Consider the following 19,440-nt stretch of genomic DNA (forward strand, 5'->3'; position numbering starts at 1 on the left):
CAATTAATTATGTTTTGAGTTAGTTATAAAGAGGGTATTTTTAATACCCTCTTTTATTTTTTATACTAAACTAGCTTTTTAAACTTTATTGGAGTAATTTTTTAGTAACTAAAATTGCTAATAATCATTAGATTATAAGAAAAATTAAACCTTTTTTTTAGTTTCAAAAACAACAATTTATTTGCAGTATTAATTTTTTTATATAATGAATTATATATAAATTGGTCAATTATAATTACCTAATCAAATAGTTTTTAAATATGTTTAATCGTATTATTTTATTTCTACTTTTAATTTTAATTTTCTCCAATTGTTCTAAAGAAAATTCAACAAATGAGTATGCCCTATTCTCTAAATTAGATTCTTCAAATACCGGAATTAATTTTGTAAACGAAGTTAAAAATGGTGCGGATATGAATATATTCAAATACCGAAATTTTTATAATGGTGGTGGTGTAGCTATAGGGGATGTCAACAATGATGGGCTTTCAGATGTATTTTTCACATCAAATCTAGGGGCTAACAAACTTTATTTGAATAAAGGTAATTTTAAATTTGAAGATGTTTCTAAGAAAGCAGGAGTCGAAGGAAATAAGTCATGGTCAACTGGTGTCGTAATGGTTGACATTAATGGGGATGGGCTTCTTGATATTTATGTTTGTAGTGCTGGGAATAACATTAACTCGATAATAAAAAGCCAACTTTTTATTAATAACGGTAACTTGACTTTTACTGATAAGGCTGAACAATACAATCTTGCTGACACTGGTATTACAACTCATGCCGCTTTTTTTGATTATGATAAAGACGGTGATTTAGATTGTTATATTTTAAATAACAGTTTTATTCCTGTGAGTAGTCTTAATTATTCCAACAAAAGGGACTTAAGAGATAAGGATTGGGATGTCGCTGATATTCTAAAAGGAGGCGGTGATAAACTATTGCGTAATGATAATGGTAAATTTGTTGATGTAAGTGAGAAATCAGGTATCTATGGTAGTTTGATAGGTTTTGGTTTAGGTGTTACCGTAGGGGATGTAAATGGAGATTTGTATCCGGATATTTATATTTCAAATGATTTTTATGAAAGAGACTATTTATACATAAACAATAAAAATGGAACCTTTACCGAACAAATTCAGGGATGGACATCACACATCAGCCAATCTTCAATGGGTGCTGATATGGCCGATGTTAACAATGACGGGAAAGCCGATATTTTTGTAACTGATATGTTACCGGAACCGGACGAACGCTTAAAAACGACTACAAATTTTGAAAACTATGATTTATTTACCAGAAAAGTAAATTTGGATTTCTACAACCAATATATGCAAAATACGTTGCAAATTAATAACGGCGACAATCAATTTCTTGAAATAGCAAATCATGCTGGCGTTGCCAAAACCGACTGGAGTTGGGGTGCTTTATTATTTGATATGGATAATGATGGTTACAAAGATATTTATGTTTGTAACGGAATATATAACGATTTAACCAATCAAGATTTTGTTGATTTTTTTGCTAATGAGTTTATGCAGAAAATGGTGGTTACAGGTAAAAAAGAAGAAATTCAAACAATTATCAGTAAAATGCCAAGCACACCGATATCCAATTATGCCTACAAGAACAATAAAAACCTGACCTTTAGCAATGAAGCTATGAAATGGGGATTAGACACGCCAAGTTTCTCTAATGGCGCTGCTTATGGGGATTTAGATAATGACGGGGATTTAGATTTGATTGTCAATAATGTCAATATGGAATCTTTTGTATATCGAAACAACTCGGAGAAAAACAAAAAAAATCACTATGTTAAAGTAAAACTAAAAGGAGATAATCAAAACAAATTTGCTGTAGGAAGTGTTGTTGAGTTATTTTCGGGTAAAGAAATTCTTAGACAAGAATTAATTCCTTCCAGAGGTTTTCAATCGTCTATTGATTATGTAATGACTTTTGGAATTGGGACAAAAAAAATTGATTCATTGCAAGTAATTTGGCCAAATGGTAAATTTCAGACAATAAAAAAAATAGCCAATAATTGTACTATAAATTTGAATATTGCAAATGCTAAAGTAGATTATGTTCCTAAAAATGACAAGCTAAAACGATTGCTCACCGAAAAGAAAAATCAATTTTTAGCGCATAAAGAAAACGATTATGTCGATTTTGATCATGAAGGGTTAATCTCTAAAATGCTTTCTCAAGAAGGGCCTTCACTAGCAGTTGCTGATTTAAATGGTGATGGAAATGAGGATGTTTTTATTGGCGGAGCCAAAGGGCAAGCCGGTAAAATATATGTAAATAGAGGGAATGGTAATTTTTCAGTTACGGGCCAAAAAGACTTAGATGCAGATGCTATTTATGAAGATACTGCAGCCAGTTTTTTTGATGCTGATAATGATGGAGATATTGATTTATTAGTGGGTTCTGGTGGAAATGAAAAATCGGATCAGGCTAATTATAAAAACCGTCTGTATTTGAATAACGGAAAAGGAGTTTTTGTAAAAAGCAAAACCAATATGCCAACAACCAATAATAACGTCTCGGTAATTGCGTCAAATGATTTTGACAATGATGGTGATATCGACGTATTTATAGGAAGCCGAAGCGTTCCGGGTGTTTATGGAATTGATCCTAAACATTTGTTATTGGAAAATGACGGAAAAGGAAATTTCACCAACGTGACTGATAAAAAAGCATTCAAAATTAACTCGGTTGGAATGATAACCGATGCGGTTTGGGAAGATATTGATAATGATTCCAAAAAAGATTTAATTTTGGTAGGAGATTGGACTGCACCTATGATTTTCAAAAACAATGGACGCCGATTGGTAGAATTCAAATCGAATCTCACGAATTTTCATGGTTTTTGGAATGCAGTTAGCTGTGTAGACTTGAACAATGATGGTAAAAAAGATTTGATTCTGGGTAATAAAGGAACAAATACGAACTATAAAGCGACCAATACGAATCCTATGAAATTGTTTACGAACGATTTTGATAATAACGGAACTATTGAACAAATAGCAACCAGATCTATTGATGGGAAGGATTTACCAATAAACCTAAAACAAGAATTAGCAAAACAGATTCCTTCGATTAAGAAGAAAAATTTGAGCTATGCTGATTATTCTAAGAAAACATTTCAGGAATTATTTGCTAAAGAAGTAGTTGATAATTCGATTCAAAAGACAGTAAATATTCAAGAAAGTGTAATTGCAATCAACAAAGGAAATGGTAAGTTTGAGATAAAAGCACTTCCAAAAGAAGTTCAGTTTTCTTGTGTGAACACTATTAGTACAATTGATGTGAATAATGACGGGATTTTGGATTTAATCTTGGGTGGAAATCAATATGAATTCAAACCACAATTCTCCAGATTGGACGCTAATTATGGCAGCGTGCTTTTAGGAAATAAAAATGGAACTTTCTCATGGATGCCTTACAATAAATCCGGTTTCTTTATAAAAGGCGAAGTGAAACAGGTGAGAATAATAAAGGATAAGAATAAAACGGTTTCAATTATAGCAGTTGTAAATGATAATACCCCTAAAATATTTAGACGCAATGAATAATTTTTTTAGAATAGGACTGGCTTCATTGCTGTTAATTGGTTGTTCCAAAAAAGAAGGGCAACTATTTGAGAAATTGTCTTCCGAGGAAAGCAATATTACATTCAATAATGAATTATTAGAGTCCAAAAACATTTCCATTTTAGATTATCTCTACTATTATAACGGTGGTGGTGTGGCTCTTGGCGACATCAATAATGATGGTTTGGTAGATATTTATTTTACTTCCAATCAAGGAAAAAATAAATTGTATTTAAATAAAGGGAAAAATAAATTTGAGGATATTTCAGTAAAAGCAGGTGTAGAAAGTCAAAGTGATTGGAACGCAGGGACAGTTATGGCTGATGTAAATGGAGATGGATATCTTGATATTTATGTTTGTGCGGTAGTTGGAATTAATGGTTTTGAAGGTCAGAATGAATTGTTCATCAATAATAAGGACAATACGTTTACCGAAAGTGCGGCAGAATACGGATTAGATTTAGATAATTACAGCTCTTCAGCAGCTTTTTTTGATTATGATTTAGACGGAGATTTAGACATGTATTTATTGAATCATGCCGTTCACTCTGAATCATCTTTTGGAAATGCCGATATTAGAAATAAAAGAAGTTATGAGTGTGGGGATAAATTATTCCGAAATGATAACGGAAAATTTGTTGATGTAAGTGAGCAGGCAGGAATTTTTGGAGGTGCCAATGGGTATGGTTTAGGATTAGCGGTTTCGGATTTTAATTTAGATGGTTATCCAGATATTTATGTAGGGAATGATTTTCACGAAGATGATTATTACTATCTAAATAATGGTGATGGAACTTTTACGGAAAGTTTGAAACAGTATTTTGGTCACACCAGCCGATTCTCAATGGGTGTTGATGTTGCAGATGTTAATCATGATGGTTTTCCGGATATCCTGAGCTTAGACATGCTTCCAGAAGACGAAAAAGTTTTGAAATCGTCCTTAGGGGATGATAATGTACAAATGTTAAAAATGAGAACCGAAAAACTAGGGTATCATTATCAGTACTCCAGAAATACGTTGCAATTAAATCAAGCAGGAGGACATTTTACAGAAACTGCTTTATTGAGTGGTGTAGCAGCAACCGATTGGAGTTGGAGTACTTTATTTGGGGATTATGATCAAGATGGAGAACAAGATATTTTTGTTAGTAACGGAATTCCAAAGCGTCCAAATGATTTGGATTATGTGAAATATTATTCAAATGATCAAATAAAAAGCAAAATTAGTACGACGAAGTTATTAGATAAAGAAGCGTTGAAGAGAATGCCAAAGGGAAATGTGACGAATTATGTTTTTCAAGGTGCAGCTGATTTGCAGTTTAAAAACCGCTCGAGTGATTGGATAGAAAATGATTCTATAATTTCAAATGGTAGTGCCTATGCTGATATTGATAACGATGGAGATTTAGATGTAATTACCAATAATACTAATGCTATTGCTTCGGTTTATATCAATAAAACCGATACCAAATCAAACTATTTAAAATTGAAACTGCGGTTTACCGGGAAAAATACTTTTGGGATTGGAGCCAAAGTAATTTCTTATTCCAAAGGAAAAAAACAATTTAAAGAACTGCAGACCACCAGAGGGTTTCAGTCTTCATCGGAACCTATGATTCATTTTGGTTATGGAAAAACAACTAAGATTGATTCATTAGTGGTGATTTGGCCTGATAAAACCTACCAAACATTAAAGAATGTTAAAACGTGTCAAACGCTTACCATAAAAGCCAATCAGAGTAGAAAAGCTTTTGATTATAAAAAATTGCATCCGGCAGTTTTGCCAATTTTTAAAAAGGTAGAAGCTGGTTTGGGAATTGACTTTATGCATCAGGAAAATGATTTTATTGATATTTTAGCACAAAAATTAATGCCATACCAACGCACTGATCGAGGTGCTGCAACTGCAGTTGGTGATTTAAATGGAGATGGAAAGGACGATGTTTTCTTTGGAGCTTCGAAAGGTAAAAAAGCAGCGATTTATATTCAGAATCCAAATGGATTTGTCAAAAAAGGATTTGCTGCAATCGAAAAAGATTCTGTTTTTGAAGATGCTTCAGTTGTTATAGGCGATTTCAATAATGATAAAGCGAATGATTTATATGTGGCTTCCGGTGGCGGTGAAAATGCATCTAATTTGCAAGACCGTTTGTATTTAAATAAAAACAACCAATTGCTGAATGCAGTTTTGCCTAAGCTGGCTCAAAATGCATCGGTTGTGAAGACTTTTGATTATGATAACGATGGGGATTTAGATATTTTTGTTGGTAATAATTCAATAAATAATAGATTTGGAAGCATGCCGGATTGCTATTTGTTGAACAACAATAAAGGAGTATTCACTATTGTTGAAAATAAAACTTTTGAGAAAATAGGAATGGTTACGGATGCTATTTTCAGTGATTTTAACAAAGACGGAAAAATAGATTTGATTATAGTGGGTGAATGGATGAAGCCTACTTTTTTTGCTAATAAAAACGGTAAATTCACGGATGTAACAGCAACGGTTTTTCCAGAAAAAAGCAATGGATTATGGCAATCAGTACTTTCTTTCGATATAGACCATGATGGTGACGAAGATTATTTGGTTGGAAACTGGGGAATGAATTCTAAATTTAAAGCTTCACAGGATTTCCCGATGAAGATGTATTATGATGATTTTGATACTAACGGATCTTTTGAAACCATTGTGGCAATAGAAAAAAAAGGGCAATATTATACCACAATGAGTCTCGACGAATTAGCGGAACAATTCAGCGGGATGCTTAAAAAGAAATTCAACAGTTATAAATCTTTTGCAGGAAAAACACTTGAAGAAGTTTTTGATCCAAAAATGCTTGAGAAAGGAAAATTGTTTGAAGTTCATAATTTGAAATCTGGTTATTTAAGAAATGATAAAGGGATATTTACTTTTGTTCCTTTTTCGAATAAAATGCAAGTTGCACCAATTACAAGTTTTCTGAAATCCAATTTTGATTCAGATGCCAAGGAGGAAGTTTTTGTAGCAGGTAATTATTTTGGAGTTTCCCCTTATCATAGCAGGTTTGACGGATTTTCAGGTGCTTTAATCAAAAATGAAAAAACAATATTTTTAGGAAATCAAATCGGGATTGATTTGACTCAAAAAGCAGTCAGACATTTGGATCTAATCAATTTCAATGGTAAAAAATACATGTTGATTACCATAAATAATAAAAAGGCGGAGTTGTATGAAATGCCTTCAATAAAGAAATAACAATATAAAAAGGAACCTACAAATTAATAAAAAAATGAAAACGAAAATTTTAAGTATTGCGGTGATTTGCCTTCTTTTTATTTCTTGTAAAAAGGATAAATCTATTATAGTTACTACCAACGAATATCATGCGGCAATAGATAATGTGACTCAAATTATGATTCACGATATATTTTCGCCTCCGGTTGCGAGTAGAATTTTTGTCTACCCAAATATTGCGGCTTATGAAGTAATAGCCCAAAATAGTAAAACCTATGCAAGTCTCCAAAATCAACTGAACGGATTGGATTCTATACCAAAATTAGATTCAAAGAATGGTGTGAATCAACCAATAGCTGCATTGATTGCACACATGGAAGTAACTAAGCAATTAGTTTTTTCTGAAGAATTAGTGGAAAAATTCAGAGATAGTTTGTATCAAAAATGGAGTGATGAAAATGAAGTAGAGTTTGAAGCTTCCAAAGAATATGGACTTAAAGTGGCTGAACGTATCAAAAAATGGATGGGAAAGGATAATTACAAACAAACCCGAACCATGTCTAAATTTTCTGTTTACGCAAATCAACCGGGAAGATGGCAGCCAACTCCTCCAGCCTATATGGATGCCGTAGAGCCGCATTGGGGAGAAATCAGGACTTTGGTTTTGGATTCGGCTTCGCAGTTTAAGCCAGTGCCTGCTTTGTCATTTTCTTTAGAAAAAAAATCACCATTTTTTAAAGAAGTACAAGAAGTGTACGACATAAGCAAAGAGATGATTAAAAAAGGAGACAATTCAGAGGAAATTAAAATTGCCCAATTCTGGGATTGTAATCCCTATGTGTCAGTGAGTCAGGGTCACATGATGTTTGCCAAAAAGAAAATCACACCAGGAGGGCATTGGATGGGAATTGTACAAATTGCCTGTAGAAAATCGAATGCCGATTTTGCAAAAACAGTTTTTGCCTACACCAAAACGTCGATTGGAATTTTTGAAGGGTTTATTAGTTGTTGGGATGAAAAATTTAGAAGTAATGTGGTGCGTCCGGAAACCGTAATCAACCAAAATATTGATGAAAACTGGAAGCCTTTATTACAAACACCACCATTTCCTGAATATTCTAGTGGTCACTCTGTAGTTTCTAATAGTTCTGCAACTGTTTTGACATCTGTTTTTGGCGATAATTTTGCTTTTGTAGACGATACTGAACTGCAATTTGGATTGCCGAAAAGAACATTCACTTCTTTTGATGCTGCTGCTAAAGAGGCGGCAATGAGCCGTTTTTATGGTGGAATTCATTACAAAGCAGCAATTATTAATGGAATTGGTCAAGGAAAGAATATAGGCGATTTTATTGTAAAAAAATTAAAGATGATTAAATAACAATGACAGTTAGAAAAAAAATTATAATAGGATTTGGTGTGTTTTTTTCATTGTTTTTAGTTTGGTATTTACTTATAAAAGAGAGTGACTATGTTATTTCATTTGAAGTTAAAACTGCTACAGGAACCGTTTTTCAAGGTGTTCAAGAATGGTCTTCAATACAACTGAAAAATAATAAAGAAAATTATGTCATTCTTGAGAAGAGAAATTTTGATTTCATTAAACAAGAAATGAAAAAGGGGAATGCTCATATGGAATATACTTGGGATATTCAATCGATAAACGATTCTGTGACTAAAGTAAATATTGGCATAAAAGATTTGAATAACAGTATTTACAATAGACTTATGGCTCCTTTTTACAGTACAAATTTTAAGATTGAACAAATCAAAAAGATTACCGATTTTAAAAATGGATTAAATAATTATTTAGAAAACTTTAAAATTAAAATAGATGGCGCAGGTTCTTCTGAAGAAACATTTGTAGCTTATTTAAGCTTAAAAAGTGTATTACAGGAAAAAGCACAAAGCATGATCGCAAATGATGCAATTATAACAGGTTTTTTGCGAGAGAACAATATTAAGATAATAGGAAGACCTTATTTAGAAATTGAAAGTTGGAATCTTGATAAAGAAACAATCAATTTTAATTATTGTTTTCCAATTGATAAGAGCACCAAAATTATCGAAAATGAGCTTGTTAAATTCAAAACATTGTCAGCCATAAGAGGTTTGAAGGCTACCTATTATGGGAGTTTCAGAACTTCAGACAGAGCCTGGTTTGCTTTGTGGGATTATGCAAAGAAGAATGATATTAAAATAGAAAATAAACCATTAGAACATTTTCTTGCAAATCCTTTTAATGGGGGTGTTGAACTGGAATGGGAAGCAATAATAATTATCCCATTTGCGACAAAATAAATATTTTTTACAGCTGTTATTTTAACATTTCGAAAACGTTTTCGGTTATTCCGAAAACGTTTTTGTTTTAATTATTTATTGAATTGGGAATTTAAAAATTAATTTTAGAAAAAATTAACAAACCAATACATAAACCAAAGTATGGGAAGTAAAATAAAATTAAGTTTTTGGCAGATTATCAATATGAACGTTGGCTTTTTTGGCATACAATACAGCTTTGGCTTGCAGCAAAGTGCCGTGAATCCAATATATGATTTTTTACATGCAAGTCCGGATCAAATTCCGATACTAAATCTTGCGGGACCTCTAACGGGATTGTTGATTCAACCTATAATTGGCGCCATGAGTGATAAAACGTGGCATCCCAGATGGGGTAGGCGAAAACCTTACTTTTTTATTGGAGCCATAATTTGTAGTATTGCTTTATTTTTATTTCCATTTAGCAGTTCATTATGGATGGCAGCAGGTTTGCTTTGGATTCTGGATGTTGGTAACAATACTGCTATGGAGCCGTATCGCGCTTTTATTGCGGATACGCTGGATGAAGAACAACAACCAACAGGTTTTCAGGCTCAAAGTTTTTTTACTGGTTTCGGACAGTTTCTAGCCTATATTTCGCTATTTCTATTTCCAATTGTTTTTGTTGGGTATACCGGATCGTTACCAACTTGGATTTACGCCTCCTTCTTTTTAGGAGCGGTCCTTTCTGTAACTTCTATTTGGTGGAGTATGAGTAAAACAAAAGAAATCCCACCAACAGCAGAAGAAATAGCAATTTTAAAAGCAGAACCTTTAAATGTTTTTTCACCTTTCATCGATATCTACAAAGCAGTTTTAGAAATGCCAACGGTGATGTGGCAACTATTCCTTGTCTATTTGTTTCAGTGGTATGCCATGATGTGTTATTGGCAAAACAATTCAAAAAGTATTGCATTGTCAGTATGGAATGTAACTCCAAAGAATGTAATGGGCTACGAAAAAGCGGTAGAATGGAACGGATTAATCGGTGCTTTTGGATTTATAGTTACATTCTCAATTGCTTTTTATTTGGCGAAATTGGCCAAAAAACACGGTGCTAAAATAATTCATTTTGTATGTCTGTTATTAGGAGCCGTTTCTTTTTTGTGGTTTCCAATAGTACAAAATCAATATGTGTTTTTTGCTGTGATTATTGGCTATGGAATTGCTTGGGCAAGTATGATGGGCATTCCGTATTTGATGGTTGTAGCTGTTGTTCCAAAAGAGCGTTATGGAGTCTATATGGGAATTATTAATATGATGATTGTTATTCCAATGATTATCCAAAACCTATCATTTGGTTACATTTTAAAGAACTTCTTAGATAACGACCCCCGTCAAGCTATCAGTTTTGCGGGAGTATTGTTACTGATTGCTGCTCTATGCACCTTGTTAATAAAAACAAAAAAGACAAAATAAAATGAATAATTCAATAAATAATAATATGGATGAAATAGACATCCTTTGTGTTGGCGAAGTACTTGTAGATTTTATTGGACATCAAGAAAATGTGCTTATTAATGAAACTAGAGATTATCATAGGTATTTAGGAGGTTCGCCTACTAACGTTGCTATGAATTCAACACGATTAGGTTTGAATACTATCATGGTTGCAACAGTAGGGAACGACGGTTTTGGTTCCTATATTACGGAACGATTAACGAGTGTTGGAGTAAATACAAACCACCTTAACGTCCTGGATGATAAATCGACTAGCGTGATTTTTGTTTCAAGGTCTGAGGGTACGCCAGATTTTATTCCGTATCGTTCAGCAGATTGTTGCATTTATGAAGAACAAATTTCAAAGGAAATACTATCTCATACAAAGATATTTCATACTACCTGTTTCGCTTTAAGTAAAAATCCTGCACAGAAAACTATCTTAAAGAAAGCACAAGAAGCATATGATTTAGGATGTAAGCTAAGTATCGATGTTAACTATGCAAGAAAGCTATGGAAAAGTCAAAAGAAGGCTTTTAAAGTAATCAAAACCTATTGCCAGTTCAATCCATTAATAAAAATTAGTGAAGATGATATGCTGCGTCTTTTTGAGAAGGAACTTCCTCATGAAGAGATATTTGATTTTTTTCACAATCAAGGAGTAGATACTGTTTGCTTAACTTTAGGTAGCAAAGGGGTGAAATTATCTCAAAAGGGGAAAGAAGTAATACAAATGCCAGCAATAAAAATTGACAAAGTTATGGACTCCACTGGAGCTGGTGATGCTTTTTGGTCTGGATTTTTATTTGCTTATATAAAAGAAAAATCAATTAATGAATGTTTGGATATCGCTTTAAAATTAGCAGCTTTAAAACTACAAAATGTAGGGCGATTACCGGATAACATCAATATCCTCTCTAAACTTTTATAAAATACGATGCAACAAAATAGTAAAAAAATCAGTAATGGTGTAATGCTCAATGTTTATCCAGATAGTATTGGAGAAAAATTTAATGACACCATAGCCATGCTTAAAATGGCAGAGTTTAAAGATGTATTTTCTTTAATATACGTGTTACCCACCTTTTTTAATAGTGATTTAGATAGAGGTTTTTCTATTATTGATTATGATATAAATAAAGATTTAGTAGACACAAAAGATTTAAAGGACTTGAATGAGCTCCAGATAAAGCTGAAATTTGATATTGTGTTAAATCATCTTTCTGTAGCTTCTCCTCAGTTTAAAGACATGCTGCAACACGGTAATGAATCTAAATTTAAAGATTTTTTTATCAATTGGAATGAATTCTGGGTGGGAAACGGGGTAAAAAATGAAGATGGAATTGTAATTCCAAAACCAGAGTTTCTCAATAAATTATTCATGAGAAAGTCGGGTTTGCCTATATTGAAAGTACGTTTTCCGGATGGTACAGAACAGCCTTATTGGAATACTTTTTATCAGCAAATAACCTACAATCCAATTGCTGTATCAGATTTACAAAATGTAAAAGGATTGACTGAAGAGCAAAGTCTATTTATTGTTGCCGTAATTAATACTGCAATTAATGATAATCAAGATTTTACGACCATTAATTTTGAAGATTGTAGACCTTTTAAATCAGAAATTTTACAAATTGTAGAACAAAAGCGTTCTTATTTAGGACAAATGGATGTCAATGCTGCATCGCCTTTAGTATGGGATTTTTATGAGGAGACACTAAAGAAATTAAATGGTTATGGTTGTAATATCCTTCGATTAGATGCTTTTGCCTATTTGCATAAACAAGTAGGGGAATCCAATTTTTTTAATAAACCGGGGACTTGGGAATATTTAGAGCGTATTAAGAAAATAGCACAGCAAAATAATTTGATGCTATTGCCAGAAATTCACGCAGAATATGGTTTGCATTTACATGATGAGGTAGCCAATGAAGGGTATTATATCTATGACTTTTTCTTACCTGGTTTAACGATACATACTATCGAAAATAAAACTAGTAAAGCCTTGTTAAGTTGGGCTAAGGAAATTATTGCTAAAGGATATAAAACAGTAAACATGCTTGGTTGCCATGATGGAATACCTGTTCTAGATTTAAAAGGCAAGGAGGTAAATGGCGTTTATAATAAAGGATTGTTAGAAGATGCTGAGATAGAAAGTATCATGAATAAAATCATGGAACGTGGCGGTCGTGTAAAGAATCTTTACGATCCTTCAGGGAATAAAATTTCTTATTATCAAATAAATGCTACATTTTTTAGTGCACTAGGTGAAGACGAACAGAAGTTACTTCTTGCGAGAGTTATTCAAATGTTTATGCCAGGAATACCGCAGGTTTGGTATTTAGATATTTTTGCAGGTAAAAACAATTATGAAGCTGCAGATAATGGAGGCAGTGCCGGACATAAAGAAATTAACCGTACCACATTGACAATGCAGGATATAGCGCAAGGGTTGAAAACGGAAGTTGTAAATAAACAACTAGAAATTATGCGCTTAAGAAATACTTCAAATGCATTTTCAGGTCATGTAGAAATAAATGATGCCGTGGATGCTATTATAGATGTCAAATGGGTGAATGGCACCACAGTTGCGCATCTAAAGGCAAACCTTCAAACCAATCGTTTTACAATTGACCATACTGAAAACGGTATGACAAGCACTATGAGTTTTTAAATTTCATATTGTAATCGAAAAAATGGGAGTATTAAAACTTCAAAATGTGGGAAGATTGCCTGAAGGAATAAATTTTAAGGAATATTTAAATTTGGATTCATTAATAATAACAATTCATAAATAAACAAATAATGCAAAAAAACACTGTTAAGATTGCCATGTACCTCAATTATTTTGTGTTTGCAATTTTGCTGAACAGCGTAGGAATTGTAATTCTGAAATCACAAGCAAATTATGGTGTTGATGAATTACAAGCAAGTATTCTCGAAGCGTTTAAAGATTTGCCTATTGCTATAGTTTCTTTTTTAATCGCTTCTTTTTTACCACGAATTGGATATAAAAAAGCCATGCTTATTGGATTGGCATTGGTTTCTGTAGCGTGTATAAATATGTATTTTGGAAACTCATTTGGTACCGCAAAAATACTTTTTGCAACTGTTGGAGTTTCATTTGCTTTGATTAAAGTTTCGGTTTACTCATTAATAGGAACAATTACGGAAAATCAGAAAGAGCATAATAGCTTGATGAGCAGTATTGAAGGAGTTTTTATGATAGGAATTGCCTTGGCTTACTTTTTATTTCCTGTTTTTAATTCTGATGCAAATCCAGATTCATGGTTAAATGTGTATTGGTTGTTGGCCGGAATTTCTATAGTCTCTTTTGTGTTTTTATTTTTTGCAAAATTCGAGAATCAAGCGGAGATTCCGGGAGTTAATCTGGTCGATGATTTTGCTCAAATGTTCAAATTGTTTGCTCAGCTTCTCACTATCGTCTTCGTAATAAGTGCTTTCTTGTTTGTAATGATTGAACAAGGGATTATGTCTTGGCTGCCAACTTTTAATAGTAAAGTCCTGCATCTTCCAGAGAATATCAGCATCATGATGGCGAGTATATTGGCAATTACTTTAGCAGTTGGACGACTTTTAGCAGGTGTGATTACTAAAAAAATTGATTGGATTTGGGTACTCAGTTTTTGTATCGTGATGGCTATGTTGATTGTTATTTTTGTTCTTCCTAAAACAGTTGGGTTGGAGGTAAAAGAAATCAATTCACTTAGCGATATTCCATTAATAGGATTTGCATTTCCATTGGTTGGACTTTTTATTGCGCCGATTTATCCACTTTTAAATTCGGTTGTTTTGAGTGCTTTGCCAAAAAAAATGCACAGTTCAATGACGGGTTTAATCGTTGTTTTCTCGGCTCTTGGAGGTACTCTTGGATCTAGAATCATTGGTTATTTATTCAAAAATGAAGGCCCTGAAAATGCATTTTTCTATACTTTAATTCCAATGTCGTTACTGCTCGTTTCATTTTTTATTCTAAAAAAACTTACTTCTAAAATATGAATTTCTTAATTAACATAGACAAGGTATTTCATGAATTACTACTTCAGGAAGATACCGATAAAGATAAAAAAATCACTAAGGATGATAATGGACCTAAAAAGTTCACTTTAGTTGATGAAAACACAAAACAAGAAATTGTTGTTGAGGGAACGTATCATTTGTCAAATTTGCTACAGGAATTGGCTTTGTTAAAAGAAAATAAAGTGGTTAGTGGTGAGATAAATTTAAGTCGCATTCAAGAAAATCCGGTACAACGAATTACAAGAAAAATTCGAGAAGATTATTGGAATGAATTGACCAGAACAATTGACAGGAAGGGTTTATGTCAAATTCTTAACGACGAAAAAACGACTAATGAGGTTCCTACACTTTATGTATCAGCAAAAGACAAACAAGGGGTTGCTTATTTTCAGGAATTGGAAAAAGAACTTCAAAATTTTAAAGTTGGTATTTTGCCCGAAAATTTTTCGATGGAATATGTAGACACATTAAATACAAAACCGGGTATTTTGGCTTTGGCTTTAGAACAAAAAATATACAGTTTACAAGGCGTTCCTTTTGTTGTTCCTGGAGGAAGATTTAATGAAATGTATGGCTGGGATAGCTATTTTATTGGTATTGGTTTAATCATAGATAATCAACTGGATAAAGCAATGTCCATTGCCGAAAACTTTAAATATCAAATCATACATTACGGTAAGATTTTAAATGCGAATAGAAGTTATTACTTGACAAGAACGCAACCACCGTTGTATTCTTCGTTGATAATCGAAATTGTAAAAAAGAAAGTGCCAAGTTTAGAATGGTTGAGAAGTCATTTGGAAACGGTTATTTTGGAATATAATTCCGTTTGGATGGTGCAAGGAAACCGATTGACGCCAACAGGTTTAAATCGATATAAAGCAGATGGAGTTGGAATGCCCTTCGAGGTAGAGCCTGGGCACTTTGATGATGTTTTAGAGCCGTATGCTAAAAAATACAACTTACCAATTCGAGAATTTGAAAAACAATACTTAAATCGAACTCTTGTTGATGCCGAACTTGATATGTATTTCGTTCATGATCGAAGCTTGAGAGAAAGTGGTCATGATACTACAGATAGACTTATAAATACGTGTGCCAATTTAAACTCGGTAGATGTCAATAGTTTTCTTTACAAATATGAAAAAGACATTACTTATTTGATAAAAGAGTATTTCAATAATGCTTTCCAAGTTGGAGATGTAATATATACTTCGGAAGAGTGGGAACAAAAAGCATTTTTTAGAAAAGAAAAAATTGACGAATTGTGTTGGAATGAAGGATCAAGCATGTATTTTGATTATGATTTTGTAAATAAAAAACAATTTCCATTTGAAGCAGCAACTACATTTTTTCCTTTATGGGCTGGGTTGTGTAATGAGCACCAAGCTAAAAAATTAGTAGACATTGCTTTGCCACAATTTATAAAAATGGGGGGGATTACAGGAAGTACAAAAGCGAGTAGTGATAGTTTTTCAAAAGATGCACCACAACGACAATGGGATTATCCATTTGGTTGGGCGCCACATCAAATGTTATTGTGGGAGGGTTTAATTAACTATAAATTCTTCAATAAGGCTCAAGAAATGGTATACAGATGGTTGTGGTTAATCACTAAAAATGCGGTTGAATATAACGGAACCATTCCTGAAAAATTTGATTTAGAAATCAGTTCGCATAAAGTCTTTGCTGAATATGGTAACGTAGGAACTGAATTTGATTATATCGCCAAGGAAGGATTTGGTTGGGTAAATGCATCGTATCAATACGGTTTGCAAATATTGAGTGACAATTTAAAACAAGAACTAAATAAGCTGACTTCACCCGATGAATTATTTTAATGTGAAATAAATAAATAAATTTACCATTTGAATACTATTTTTTTTAACTTTATGGTAAATTAAACTTATTTATTATGACTGTTAATCAAATATTAAGCACAAAAGGAAAGGACGTTTATTCCATACTTTCCACTAACACTGTATACGAAGCATTGACAGTGATGAGCGAAAAAAACATTGGAGCCATTCTTATCATTGAAGATGGAATTTTGAAGGGTGTTTTGTCTGAGAGAGATTATGCTAGAAAAATTGTTTTGAAAGCTAAATCTTCAAAAAAAGCCTTGGTTCATGAAATTATGGAGGCAGATGTAGTTACAGTAAAACCTTCCGATAACTTAGATTATTGTATGGAATTAATGAGTACTAAAAGGGTGAGACATTTACCTGTTTTAGAAAACGATACTGTCATAGGAATTATATCCATAAGTGATGTTGTAAAAGCAATAATCGAAATCCAAAAAGATACAATTCAACATTTAAACTCTTACATTACCCAATAAAAAGAATCAAAAAAGGTATAATTATAAAAAGCTGCAGTTAATGCAGCTTTTTTTTGGAATCCAAATAGGCTTGTTTTTATACAAAAGAATGGGGGAAAAGTCCTCTTTTTTTAAATCAAGACTCCTATCTTTGTAAGCTAGAATAAAATCTAAAAACAATGGACAAAAATAGCAAAAGAAGAGAAGCATTATTATACCACGCAAAGCCAACTCCTGGTAAAATTCAAGTAGTTCCCACTAAAAAATATGCAACACAAAGAGATTTGTCTTTGGCTTATTCCCCTGGTGTAGCCGAGCCGTGTTTGGAGATTGCAAAAGATGTTAATAATGTTTATAAATATACCGCAAAAGGAAATTTAGTTGCTGTAATTACTAATGGTACAGCTGTATTGGGACTTGGTGATATTGGACCTGAAGCATCTAAACCTGTAATGGAAGGTAAAGGATTGTTGTTTAAAATTTTTGCCGATATTGATGTATTTGACATCGAAATTGGAACAAAGGATATTGAAGAATTTATCCAGACAGTTAAAAATATAGCACCAACTTTTGGTGGAATTAACTTAGAAGATATTAAAGCGCCGGAGTCTTTTGAAATTGAACGAAGATTGGTTGAAGAGTTGAATATTCCAGTAATGCATGATGATCAACACGGAACAGCTATTATATCATCAGCTGCTTTGTTGAACGCATTAGAACTGGCTAATAAAAAATCAGAAGATGTAAAAATGGTCGTTTCAGGAGCTGGTTCTGCTGCTCTTGCTTGTGCCGATTTATATGTTTTATTAGGAGTAAAAGTTGAAAATATATTGATGTTTAACAGTAAAGGAGTTTTAACGAAAGACAATCCTTCTCTTTCTGTTTTGCAACAAAAATATGCTAAAGACATAAAACCAATGAGTCTTGAAGAAGCTTTAGTTGGTGCAGATATCTTTTTGGGTTTATCAACAGGAGGGATTATGTCTCCACAAATGTTGATGGGAATGGCGGAAAATCCAATCGTTTTTGCAATGGCAAATCCAGATCCGGAAATTGATTATAATCTTGCTATCGCAACTCGAAAAGATGTTATCATGGCCACAGGACGTTCTGATTTTCCTAATCAGGTGAATAATGTTCTTGGGTTTCCATATATTTTTAGAGGAGCGCTTGATGTTCGTGCAACCAAAATAAACGAAGCCATGAAAATGGCAGCTGTAAAAGCGCTTGCTTTATTGACTAAAGAATCAGTTCCAGAACAAGTAAATGTTGCTTATGGGGCAACTAAATTGGTTTTTGGAAAAGAATATATTATTCCTAAACCATTCGACCCAAGATTGATAACTATTGTTGCACCTGCTGTTGCAAAAGCGGCTATGGATTCAGGAGTAGCGTTAAATCCTATTACTGATTGGAAAAAGTATGAAGAGGAGCTTTTAGATCGTTTAGGGAATGACAACAAGATGGTTCGATTGATTACCAATAGGGCTAAAATGGATCCAAAAAGAATCGTTTTTGCGGAAGCAGATCATTTAGATGTTCTTAAAGCGGCTCAAATTGTATTAGAAGAAGGGATTGGTTTTCCAATTTTATTGGGGAACAAAGAAATTATTTTGGAATTAAAAGAGGAACTAGGCTTTGATGCCGATGTTCAAATTATAGATCCAAAAATTAAAGAAGAGGAGTCTAGAAGAAATAAGTTTGCCAAAACCTATTGGAAATCCAGACAAAGACGTGGAATATCTTTATTGGATGCTCAGAAATTAATGCGTGAAAGAAACTATTTTGCTGCTATGATGGTCAATGAGGGAGAGGCGGATGCATTAGTTACAGGACATTCCAGAAGTTATCCATCTGTAGTAAAACCAATGTTGCAACTTATCGATAAAGCTCCAGGAGCTTCGCTTGTTGCTACTACAAATATGATGATGACGACTCGTGGACCTATGTTTTTGTCGGATACCGCAATAAATATTAATCCTTCGGCAGATGATTTAGCAAAAATTGCCATTATGACTGCAAAAACGGCTAGAATGTTTGGAGTGGAACCGGTAATTGCTATGATATCATATTCTAATTTTGGCTCTTCTACAAATGAAAGTGCTGCAAAAGTAAGAGAAGCAGTAGCTTATTTGCATAAAAACCATCCTGATATGGTTATTGATGGAGAAATTCAAGCTGATTTTGCGTTGAATCCAGAAATGTTAAAAGCAAAATTTCCGTTTTCAAAACTAGCAGGTAAAAAAGTAAATACTTTAATTTTTCCTAATTTGGAATCGGCTAATATTACCTATAAACTTTTGAAAGAATTAAATAAAGTTGATTCAATAGGGCCTATCATGTTAGGAATGGGAAAACCAGTTCACATATTTCAATTAGGAGCAAGCGTAGAAGAAATGGTTAATATGGCTGCTATTGCAGTGATTGATGCACAAGAAAAAGAGAAGAAAAAAATAAATGTAAGTGAGTAGTTCTTTGACGATGAACTGCATTTAAATAGATTGATTTAG

At 33.0% G+C, this 19,440-nt stretch carries 11 protein-coding genes; all 11 read left to right on the forward strand.

Annotation, left to right across the window (positions count from 1 at the left end; all coding sequences use genetic code 11):
- The first annotated feature begins 260 nt into the window (after positions 1-260).
- The 11 genes from ACM55F_RS01680 to ACM55F_RS01730 all read left to right on the forward strand — a co-directional run bounded on the left by ACM55F_RS01680 (position 261) and on the right by ACM55F_RS01730 (position 19,401).
- Complete coding sequence (locus tag ACM55F_RS01680; RefSeq protein WP_416851957.1) at positions 261-3,578, forward strand: VCBS repeat-containing protein; 3,318 nt, start codon at positions 261-263, stop codon at positions 3,576-3,578.
- Entirely contained in the window at positions 3,571-6,831 is a 3,261-nt protein-coding gene (locus tag ACM55F_RS01685) for a VCBS repeat-containing protein (RefSeq protein WP_416851959.1), read from the forward strand. Before ACM55F_RS01680 ends, ACM55F_RS01685 begins: the two co-directional genes overlap by 8 nt.
- Positions 6,832-6,865: 34 nt before the next feature.
- The gene (locus ACM55F_RS01690) at positions 6,866-8,191 is read left to right on the forward strand and encodes a vanadium-dependent haloperoxidase (protein ID WP_416851960.1); all 1,326 of its coding nucleotides are present in this window, start codon (positions 6,866-6,868) and stop codon (positions 8,189-8,191) included.
- A 2-nt stretch (positions 8,192-8,193) separates the two neighbouring features.
- The gene (locus tag ACM55F_RS01695; RefSeq protein WP_416851961.1) at positions 8,194-9,111 is read left to right on the forward strand and encodes a GyrI-like domain-containing protein; all 918 of its coding nucleotides are present in this window, start codon (positions 8,194-8,196) and stop codon (positions 9,109-9,111) included.
- Positions 9,112-9,252: 141 nt separating this feature from the next.
- Complete coding sequence (locus ACM55F_RS01700) at positions 9,253-10,548, forward strand: MFS transporter (RefSeq protein WP_416851962.1); 1,296 nt, start codon at positions 9,253-9,255, stop codon at positions 10,546-10,548.
- A 1-nt stretch (position 10,549) separates the two neighbouring features.
- Positions 10,550-11,500: a carbohydrate kinase family protein gene (locus ACM55F_RS01705; protein ID WP_416851963.1), complete on the forward strand. Its 951-nt coding sequence runs from the start codon at positions 10,550-10,552 to the stop codon at positions 11,498-11,500.
- 6 nt (positions 11,501-11,506) lie between these two features.
- Complete coding sequence (locus ACM55F_RS01710; protein ID WP_416851964.1) at positions 11,507-13,243, forward strand: alpha-amylase family protein; 1,737 nt, start codon at positions 11,507-11,509, stop codon at positions 13,241-13,243.
- A 131-nt stretch (positions 13,244-13,374) separates the two neighbouring features.
- On the forward strand, positions 13,375-14,589 hold the full coding sequence (locus ACM55F_RS01715) for an MFS transporter (RefSeq protein WP_416851965.1): 1,215 nt from the start codon (positions 13,375-13,377) through the stop codon (positions 14,587-14,589).
- Complete coding sequence (locus ACM55F_RS01720) at positions 14,586-16,451, forward strand: trehalase family glycosidase (protein ID WP_416851966.1); 1,866 nt, start codon at positions 14,586-14,588, stop codon at positions 16,449-16,451. Before ACM55F_RS01715 ends, ACM55F_RS01720 begins: the two co-directional genes overlap by 4 nt.
- A gap of 74 nt (positions 16,452-16,525) precedes the next feature.
- A complete protein-coding gene (locus ACM55F_RS01725; RefSeq protein ID WP_416851967.1) occupies positions 16,526-16,951 on the forward strand; it encodes a CBS domain-containing protein in 426 nt (141 codons plus the stop codon).
- A 158-nt stretch (positions 16,952-17,109) separates the two neighbouring features.
- A complete protein-coding gene (locus tag ACM55F_RS01730; protein WP_416851968.1) occupies positions 17,110-19,401 on the forward strand; it encodes an NADP-dependent malic enzyme in 2,292 nt (763 codons plus the stop codon).
- Positions 19,402-19,440 lie beyond the last annotated feature (39 nt).

Source organism: Flavobacterium melibiosi (genome assembly GCF_048158545.1).
GTDB classification, from domain to species: domain Bacteria; phylum Bacteroidota; class Bacteroidia; order Flavobacteriales; family Flavobacteriaceae; genus Flavobacterium; species Flavobacterium melibiosi.